This is a genomic window from Mesonia sp. HuA40 (genome assembly GCF_008017835.1).
In the GTDB taxonomy this organism is placed as follows: Bacteria; Bacteroidota; Bacteroidia; order Flavobacteriales; family Flavobacteriaceae; genus Mesonia.
The window spans coordinates 1-9,646 of sequence record NZ_VRLT01000054.1 but is presented as its reverse complement, the minus strand read 5'-3'; the positions used below and the strand labels follow the sequence as shown (position 1 = coordinate 9,646).

Here is a 9,646-nt window from a genome sequence, read left to right as displayed (position 1 = left end):
TTTTCACTTGTACGTTTTTTGAATAAATCAGCGCATTGCCGAATAAAAAAGTGGACGGAAAAAGAGTAAAGCGGAAATTAATTATTTGGACGGCAAAGCAGAACCTTCCAAGCAGAACGTGTCGCTACTTTAGGTAACAACGGCTATAATTCATTGCGGCGGAATTTTCTACCGAAAATTCCATCCTTTTTTCTATCTTTGAGCTACAACGGAATAAATCCTGCGTATTTTTCCGCAACGAAATCATAGCCAAGGCCGTTGTGCGGCATACCGAAAAATAATACGTAGCTCTTTTTTAATCAAACTATTCCCTTGTTCTTTTACCCTGTTTTTACGGGAAATACTGCTGGTCGTTAATTTAAAGCTGGTATTATTACAATTGCTTAATATGAGCAACTAGTTTTAGAATATTGAAATATAATAATACAACTTGTTAATATAATAACAGTACTAATAGCTATAGGTAATCACAAAACTGTAATCACCTTCTTCTTGTCCAATATTTTTAATAAATGAAATTTTGTAATAGGGATTTTTTTTAAGCTTATAAACCCAATCTGTGGCAGGTTTTGCAGACCCTTCTAGATGTGAGGCCCTGTAATATTCATCATTATTTTTTATCTGTGTATAATAGTTTAACCAATAATCTTTATTATCAGTATAAAGTATTGCTAACCTTTTTTGCCTATATTCAAGCATAGTAAATAAATTGAAATCTTTTTTACTCGATTCATCAATCGGGCCATAGCTAACAAATCTAATTTCGTTTTTTCGTGACATAGGGGAACCCTCTTGGTTGTCTTTTCTTTCTAGAGCGTGTTTTTTCACTATATCCTCGTAAGCAATTTTGCCGCTAGTTGCAACCTCATAAAATTCACCTATCGAAATATCTTGTGCCTTTATATCTGTATAGTATAATATAAATGCAATAATTATTAAAATATTTTTCATTTAGATTGGTAATAATGTCTAAAAAGACTTGTTGAAATTTAAATATAGGTATTTATATTATCATATTAAAATTAGATGCAGAATCTTTAAAATTTTAAGTGAAAATAAATTAACTAGAGCACGACTAGAGAATACTAATTTCTTTTTTGCATTTTAATTACTAAATAAATACCTGCAATTAAAAATAAAAACAATAGCGAGTAACTCAGTTATATCTGAGTGTTCGAGAAATAATCAACGAAGTAGCGAGTTAAAATTGATAATGTGATTTATTGCTTAGGTAATGAAATTGAAGGGAGTTTGAAAATCGTAAAACCAGGAGATATTTTATTAGCAAGGCTTGATCAGAGTATGATCAACAGAAAAATTGATGTAGTTCCTTCAATTCCCCAAGCAGTAGACTATATTGTTGCTTCGCCAGAATTTATCGTGATTAGATCTAAAGACCTAAAAGACTCATTTTACATTACAGGAGTGTTACGAACTGACTTAATGCTAAAGTATATGTATTCCAAAACACGCTGCGGAACACCAAGTAGATACAGACTTAATGAAGATGACTTTAAAGAACTTGACTTTCCAATAGTTGATGATAAGGAAAGAGAAAAGAAATCGACTAACTTCTCAAAGGCTTTAACTAAACTATCACAATGCAATTCAGGACGCAGAAAAGAATTTATTAGAATCTCTTACAACCATAGAAAATGGTTTATAATGTCAGCGCATAAAGCCATACGCGTTTGCAATTCGCACCAGCCATCACACTAACCAAAAATTGCAAAAGAATATGTCTTTGCCAACGCTGACGGACTGAAAAAGAAAAAGTACGACCGCACAACATTGTGTATAAGCAATAGCGGGTTAAGTGCAAAATGAAAGTGTCCTTTTTTAACTAACTTTGTACTAAATCGAAAAGTTAGTGCATAAAATCCGCTACTGCTCATACACGAGACCGTTGTAAGTAATGCCGAAAAACCCAGAAACCAAGTGAATAAAACAATATTTGAAATTACCAAAATGGATTGTCCTTCAGAGGAAAATCTTATCCGAATGAAATTGGACGGAATTTCAAGCATTGCGAATTTGGACTTTGATATTCCGAACCGAAAACTGACCGTTTTTCACAGCGGAGAAATTGACCAAATCGAAAAGTCCGTTATCGAATTGAATTTAGGTGGAAAAAAAATATCAACGGAACAAACCGACCAAACGGAATTTAAAGAAAACGAAAATCAGAAAAAACTACTTTGGTCTGTACTTGCCATAAATTTTGCTTTTTTCATTATTGAAATGACAACAGGAATTATCTCAAAATCTATGGGACTTGTTGCCGATAGTTTAGATATGCTTGCGGACAGTTTTGTGTACGGAATTAGTTTGTTTGCGGTTGGCGGAACAGTAATAAAGAAAAAACGGATTGCCAAACTTGCTGGTTATTTTCAAATAATACTTGCGATTATTGGATTTGTAGAAGTCTTGAGAAGATTTTTCGGAAACGAGAAACTTCCCGATTTTTCAACAATGATTATAGTTTCGATTTTTGCACTTATTGCAAATGGAATTTGTCTTTATATTTTGCAAAAGTCAAAGAGCAAAGAAGAAGCACATATGAAAGCGAGTATGATTTTCACTTCGAATGACGTGATTATCAATTTGGGAGTAATTATTGCAGGAATTTTAGTGCATTATTTGAGTTCTAATAAACCTGATTTGATTATCGGAACAATTGTTTTTGCATTGGTAATTCAAGGAGCATTTCGGATTTTGAAATTAAGTAAGTGAACTAAAAAAGCACTACTTACAACAACGTGTATAATTAATGGCTGGTTCTCGCCTACTTACGAAAATCCTCGCGGATTTTCTTTTCGGTTTTTTTTTGCTAAATTAGGTGTTAAACCACGCAACGAAACCATAACCAAACATCTTACCCTCAATATGAAAAAATTACTTTTAATAACATTATTTTTAAGTTTTAAGCTCTGCTTTTCACAAACAACGGTTGAGAAAAATAATTTATCCGACTGTGCACTTGAGTTGACAAAACAAAAGGTAACTTATGACCCGAGCTACTTTTCAATTGATTATCCTAACGGAGATGTTCCGAGTGACAAAGGTGTTTGTACTGACGTTGTAATTCGTGCTTACCGAAAAATTGGAATTGACTTGCAAAAAGAAGTGCACGAGGATATGAAGGTAAACTTTAGTTCTTATCCAAAAATTTGGGGACTTAAATCAACCGACAAAAATATTGACCATCGGAGAGTTCCGAATTTAATGACTTTTTTTAAACGAAAAGGTGCCGAAAAATCTATATCTGAAAAAGCAATCGATTATAAACCTGGAGATATTGTTTGTTGGAGTTTAGGTGGAGCTAAAACTCATATTGGAATCGTAGTAGATAAAAAATCAAAAGACGGAAAGCGGAATTTAATAGTTCATAACATTGGTGACGGACAAGTTTTAGAAGACTGTTTATTTGACTATAAAATAATCGGACACTATAGATATAAAATTTAGATTACACGTACTTAAAATGTATAACCGCAATTACGGCATCCCGAAACATCGGTAGACTACGTCCGAATCTACTCGAAATTGCTGACGTCTGTACTAATCCGAAAATTATTAACTTTAAAACCGTGACTGAAGGTTTTTCAAACCCGTTTCCTCATCTTTAAAATTTAATTTTACAGGACAATAGAAACAAAAAATTTAACAGAATAAAATAAATACAGACTATGGAAAAACTCAAATCAAATATTTTTTTTAAAATTGGAGTCATTATTTTTTTAATCCTAATCTTGTTAATTCCGACTTCGATGGTTAAAGATTTAATTGATGAAAGAGAAGATGTTCAAACTAATGCAATTGATGAAGTTAGCTTAAAGTGGGGAAGCGGACAAACAATTACGGGGCCATTTATTTCAATCCCTTACGATCGATATGTAAAACGGTTCAATAAAAAAGATTCTATTAATGAAATAGTAAAAGTCAAAGAATGGGCACATTTTTTACCAGAAAATTTAGATATACGTGGGGAGATAAAACCAGAAAAAAGATATAGAGGAATTTATGAAGTAGTGGTATATGAATCCAATTTAAAGATTAATGGAAATTTCAATAACATTATTTTTAAACAATTTGATATCGAAAAGGCCAATATTCATTTCGATAAGGCTTCACTAAACTTTGGAATTAACGATTTAAAGGGAATTGAGAAGCAAGTATCTCTAAAGTGGAATAATAAGAATATTTCTTTTAATTCTGGTACATCTACTAAACAAATTGTTTCAAGTGGAATAAATGCATTAGTACCATTGCGTAAGGACAGCATTGTTAATTATGAATTTACAACTGAAATCGACTTAAAAGGTAGTCAATACCTATACTTCACACCTGTAGGCAAAACTACAGATGTAAATATTTCTTCAGATTGGAACACTCCTAGTTTTACAGGAACTTATTTACCTGACGAACGAACCGTTTCTGATCAAGGATTTACTTCAAATTGGAACATTCTTCATTTGAATAGGAACTTTCCGCAAGAATGGACCGGTAGTAAATATCAAATCGAAAAAAGTTCTTTTGGGACTGACTTGCTATTACCTGTTGATAATTACAAAAAGTCTTATCGCGTTGCAAAATATGCGATTTTGCTTTTAGTTTTAACTTATATGACATTCTTTTTTGTAGAAATTATGAAGAAAGTTTTTATTCACCCAATACAATACCTATTAGTTGGTATAGCTTTGATTGTTTTTTATACCCTATTATTATCTTTTAGTGAACATATAAAATTCAATCTTTCATATATTTTAGCCACTGTTTTAACGCTTACATTAATTTCACTATATACAATGGCAATATTAAGATCAAAACAAATTGGATTCTTGATTTTTAGTATTTTATTAATTATGTATACTTTTATTTTTACAATTATTCAATTAGAAGATTATGCTCTATTGATTGGAAGTCTTGGAATGTTCGTCATTTTGGGCATTGTGATGTATTTTTCTAGAAAAATTGATTGGTATGATATTAAACTTGGCAAGGAATAATTAGAATAAAAACTATACCACGGGAACTAAGCCTTTGTATGCCTGGTATAGCTTGCATCACGTTCTTATGGCCCTGTAAACCAAGATAGCTTCGATAGGTTTAGGTAAACCTATTTTAAGTACGGTCTAATAACCTTGATGCACTGTATCCAGTGCAAAGTTGTATTAAAAATGTATATTTGAGTTGATATAATGAGTTGCCTACAATTATGAAAAACGTCAATGAAAAAGAGTTTAATAATATTGGTAATAATTGCTTTTGCGTTTCAAAGTTGCGAAAAGGAAGATGATTTAATAAGTCAAAACTGTGAAGCAGATTGTACTGAAATAGTCGGAAAATTGATGACTGACGATGGAACTACACCAATAACAAATCAGAAAATTACTGTTGTCTGGGACAATACAAGCTTAGGATTCGGAACAGTAAGAACAAAAGCGACTGCAAGAACTGACTCAAATGGCGACTTTAGTATAAGTTTCTTTATGCGAGACGACGAATTAGAAAGCGGAATTCATAGAATGAGATTTGATAGACTTAATGAAAATAAATTTCTTCGTTCAGATTTGAATGGAATGCCATCAATTCCATCTGTTCGGGATACTTTGGTTGTTCGGAACCATAATGTTGTTAAGAAAGCTTTTGTGAATTTAACTCTATTAAATCTTGACAACATCCAAGGTAGTGACCGACTTTGGACAAATTTTGAATATCCACGACCCTCAGGTTTTTCTCAATCTATCGATGGCAATATAAGAGGTTGGACAAACGAGTTTGACAGCAATCAATTATTGGAAACAGCAGGAAATCAACCAGTGGTTATTGAAATTGTACGTAAAATTAACGATATAACAACGAGAGAAAACGATACGCTATTTATCGATGCAGGAACAACTTTGGATTACACAGTTGATTTCAATAATTAAAAAACTAGTGCCAATAACTAAGCGTTCCCCCCGCTGCTGCACGATTGCATCGCGTTCTTCTTGCCTTTTTAACCAAGTCAACTCGACTGGTTAAAACTGACTCTAATACATTCACTCCTCAATAACTTAGTTGCACTTTATCCAGTAAAGAAATTGTTTTAAAAGTGTATATTTGGGTTGATAAAATGAGTTGTAGCACATTAGACACAGAATGAATAGAGTAACCAAAATCAATCTTTCTAACTTAAAAAAATGTAATCAAGTTTGGGCTGATATGCCCGAAAATGAAAAAGGAAGACTTTGTTTAAAATGTAGTAATACGATTATTGATTTCAGAAATATGACAGATTCTGAAATTGCAAAAACTCATCTTTTTTCGGAACAAAAAGTTTGTGGACTTTACAATAAGGAACAACTCGCTAAACCAAAACAAAAAGAAAAAAATATCAAAATCAATTATTGGAATTCTTTCTATTTTGGACTATTTAGCTTTTTATCATTTAGCAGTTACAGTCAAGAAAAAACAGAATCAGTAAAAACAGAACAAACTGAAAAGAAATATGACTTACTAAATAAAACTGAAAAAGCAGAAGTCAAAAAGAAAAGTACTGTGAAAAACGACAGTATTTATATTTCGGGAAGATTAACGGACAACAATTCTGAACCTTTACCTTATGCAAATGTAATTATCAAAGGGACACATACAGGAGTTACGTCAGATTTTGATGGAGTTTACAGACTGAATATAACAAAAGAAATAGACTCTTTAAAAAAAATCACTTTAATCTATTCATACATTGGATTTGTAACAACTGAAATAACTGTCGATTATGAACATCTTCTTCAAAATAAAGAAAATAGAAGAATAGACGTGGAATTTAAGGAAGGTGAAATAATCGAATTTGTAGTATATGAAAGAGCACCATTTCATAAGAGAGTTTGGAACGGAATTAAAAATATATTTAGAAAGAAAAAACAATAACGTGCTACAACACCGGCTATAAGCCATAGCTACTGCTCGCCTACCCGGAAAATCCTACGGATTTTCCTACCGTTCATTCTTTTTTGGTAACTTAGTCGCAAAACAACGCTACGGCGCATAGCCATAACCGTTGTAAGCCATTAGAACGAAAATGACGATAAGAAAACTTAAAACAAGCGAATCTGACTTCTTGGCGAATATGCTCTACGAAGCGATTTTTATTCCAGAAGGTACTGACCCTTTACCAAAAGAAGTAATTAAGGACAAATCCCTATCCAAATACATTGAGAATTGGGGGAAAGACAAATTTGACATTGCCTTAGTTATGGAATTGGACAATCAACTTATTGGAGCAATTTGGGGAAGACTATTAACTGACGAGAATAAAGGGTTTGGCTATGTAGATGACACAACCCCAGAATTGAGTATGGCAGTTAAAAATGAACACAGAAACCAAGGAATAGGAACAAAGTTGATTAAGGCAATTGCTTCTGAATATCAGAAAATTGGGGTGGAATATTTGTCTCTAAGTGTTGACAAGGCAAACAATGCTTCAAACTTGTATAAGCGACTTGGATGCGAGATTATCGAAGAAACAGAAACATCTTGGACAATGAAAAAAAGAATAAAATAACGGCTTACAACAACGCATATAGCTTATGGCGGGTGAACGGCTGCCAGCAAGGTTATCGCTTCGTAGCCAGCTTTGGTTTCGGTGGACAGGAAAGTGCTCCGAAACCGCCACAAGCCATATACAAACCGTTGGCTACAATTTGAACACATTAATGAAAATTATTACTAAATTCATCATTATTTCAAGTTTAATTTTACTGATTTCCTGTAAATCGGAAAGAAAAAAACCTGAATTAACAGAAAACTATTCTCTATCAAAACAGGAGATGCTTCAAGACTTTGATGTTTTCAAATCAATTTTTACAGAAGCTAATGCAGGACTTTATAAATATCGCACTAAGCACGAAATTGATAGTGCTTTTAGTAAAAATAAGACGGAAATAAAAAGCAATATTTCTTATAGAGAATTTTACAATATTTTGTGGAATGTTATTGATTATACAGGAAGCTGTCACAACGAATTAACTTATCCCGACTCTTTAGATAACCACTTGAGTAAACAAAAAATATTCTTTCCAATACCACTGAAATATCTTGAAAATAAAATTTACACAAACCTTAATTACGAGAACATTCCTGTAGGAAGTGAAATTGTTTCTGTAAACAACATAAATTCAAATCAATTTGCTACTTCAATAGCAAAATATGTGAGTACGGACGGATTTAATAAAACAGGTAAATACGCTAAAATAGAAACAGACTGGTTGCCTTTTTATATTTATTTGGCAGTGGGAAAACAAAGTCAGTTTGAAATTGAGTACAAATCACAAAATTCTAATAACCTTCAAAAAAGTACAATCGCAAGCGTTACGTACAAAGATTTTTATACGAATTACAATAATCGATACTCTAAAGAATTTGAGAATAAATTAGGTAAAAATTATTCTTATAAATGGTTGGATAGCATAAATACAGGACTTTTGAAAGTTCATACATTTGCGATGGGTGGACCAGAAACCGATGGGCATACACAGTATGCTACATTTTTGGATTCTGTATTCACAACACTTCAAGCCAAAAAAGTTAAAAGCCTAATTGTTGATGTGCGAGGAAATGGAGGTGGAAATGACCCGAACGATTTATTATTATACTCATACTTAACTCAAAGAGAATTTAAAGAAAACACTTCTGCTTTTACACTATTTCAAGAAATACCTTTTAAAGAATATTATGTTTACGATGATGTTGAAGAACTGACAAATGACCTTAAAAAAGAACATTCAATATTAAAAGAAGATAGATACTACCAAAATGATACATTCAATGAAGTATGGAAACCCCAATCAAATGCTTTTCAAGGAACTATCATTTTATTAATTGACCCATACGTGGCGTCTGCGGGTTCATTATTTGCAAGTTTGGTAAAGAGTGATGAAAACACCATAGTCATTGGAGAGGAATCATTGGGTGGCTATTACGGTCATACTGGACATATTCCAATGACTTATGAACTTCCAAATTCAAAACTTCGACTGACATTTTCGATTGTAGACCTTGAACAAGATGTAAAAGAATTATCGGATCAAAAATTTGGCGATGGAATTTTACCTGACTTTAAAGTTGTTCAAACCCACGAAGATTTTATAAATAATAAAGACATTCAACTGAATTTTGAGATTGGAAAAATAAAAAAACTGTAGCCAACATTGTATAAGCGTAATGCGGGCTAAAGTACTAAATTTGAACGAAGTGGAATCCAACAAACTAAATGGTTAAGCCGAAAAGAAAGTGCCTGTAATACCGCACTACGCTTATACGTTACCGTTGGGTGTAATTAAAACATTGAACTTTCCTGAAATAGGTTGACTAAAAATTAAACCATTAATTATAGTCACTTATGAAAACAAAAAAAGACCACTGGCGAAAAAAAAGCTATCAAAAAGTCAATCTAGAAACCAAACTTTTAGTCGTTGACCAAATTCTAACCGGACACATCTCTAGCACGCAAGCTTCAAAAAAATATGATGTTCCTAGAACAACTATTACCTATTGGTTAACAAAATACAGTACCTTAGTACAACAAAGTAATGGTATGAGTAAAAACGATGAAATTAAAAAGTTAAAGGAAAAGATTGAGGAACTGGAGTTTCAGAAAGAC

The 9,646-nt window shown here is 32.4% G+C and carries 10 protein-coding genes; 9 read left to right on the top strand and 1 reads right to left on the bottom strand.

Features of this window, described 5'->3' with window-relative positions; translation table 11 throughout:
• Positions 1 to 450: 450 nt before the first annotated feature.
• Positions 451 to 951, bottom strand: a complete 501-nt coding sequence (locus FT993_RS08740) for a hypothetical protein (RefSeq protein ID WP_147862166.1) — start codon at positions 949 to 951, stop codon at positions 451 to 453.
• A gap of 264 nt (positions 952 to 1,215) precedes the next feature.
• Here FT993_RS08740 and FT993_RS08735 point away from each other — a divergent pair, with 264 nt between their 5' ends.
• From FT993_RS08735 to FT993_RS08695, 9 genes are all read left to right on the top strand, one after another.
• Positions 1,216 to 1,719: a hypothetical protein gene (locus FT993_RS08735; RefSeq protein ID WP_147862165.1), complete on the top strand. Its 504-nt coding sequence runs from the start codon at positions 1,216 to 1,218 to the stop codon at positions 1,717 to 1,719.
• 219 nt (positions 1,720 to 1,938) lie between these two features.
• A complete protein-coding gene (locus tag FT993_RS08730) occupies positions 1,939 to 2,733 on the top strand; it encodes a cation transporter (protein WP_167919739.1) in 795 nt (264 codons plus the stop codon).
• Between the two features lie 153 nt (positions 2,734 to 2,886).
• Positions 2,887 to 3,468, top strand: coding sequence for a DUF1287 domain-containing protein (locus tag FT993_RS08725; protein WP_147862164.1), 582 nt, complete (start codon positions 2,887 to 2,889; stop codon positions 3,466 to 3,468).
• A 221-nt stretch (positions 3,469 to 3,689) separates the two neighbouring features.
• On the top strand, positions 3,690 to 5,009 hold the full coding sequence (gene creD / locus FT993_RS08720) for a cell envelope integrity protein CreD (protein ID WP_147862163.1): 1,320 nt from the start codon (positions 3,690 to 3,692) through the stop codon (positions 5,007 to 5,009).
• Positions 5,010 to 5,231: 222 nt separating this feature from the next.
• A complete protein-coding gene (locus FT993_RS08715; RefSeq protein WP_147862162.1) occupies positions 5,232 to 5,933 on the top strand; it encodes a hypothetical protein in 702 nt (233 codons plus the stop codon).
• 211 nt (positions 5,934 to 6,144) lie between these two features.
• Complete coding sequence (locus FT993_RS08710; RefSeq protein ID WP_147862161.1) at positions 6,145 to 6,915, top strand: carboxypeptidase-like regulatory domain-containing protein; 771 nt, start codon at positions 6,145 to 6,147, stop codon at positions 6,913 to 6,915.
• 199 nt (positions 6,916 to 7,114) lie between these two features.
• Positions 7,115 to 7,549 (top strand): GNAT family N-acetyltransferase, encoded by a 435-nt coding sequence (locus tag FT993_RS08705; RefSeq protein ID WP_187240792.1) that lies wholly within the window; start codon positions 7,115 to 7,117, stop codon positions 7,547 to 7,549.
• Between the two features lie 151 nt (positions 7,550 to 7,700).
• Positions 7,701 to 9,188, top strand: a complete 1,488-nt coding sequence (locus FT993_RS08700; protein WP_187240791.1) for a S41 family peptidase — start codon at positions 7,701 to 7,703, stop codon at positions 9,186 to 9,188.
• A gap of 197 nt (positions 9,189 to 9,385) precedes the next feature.
• Positions 9,386 to 9,646, top strand: a 261-nt coding sequence (locus tag FT993_RS08695) for a helix-turn-helix domain-containing protein (protein WP_305054868.1), incomplete at its 3' end; no start/stop codon positions are given.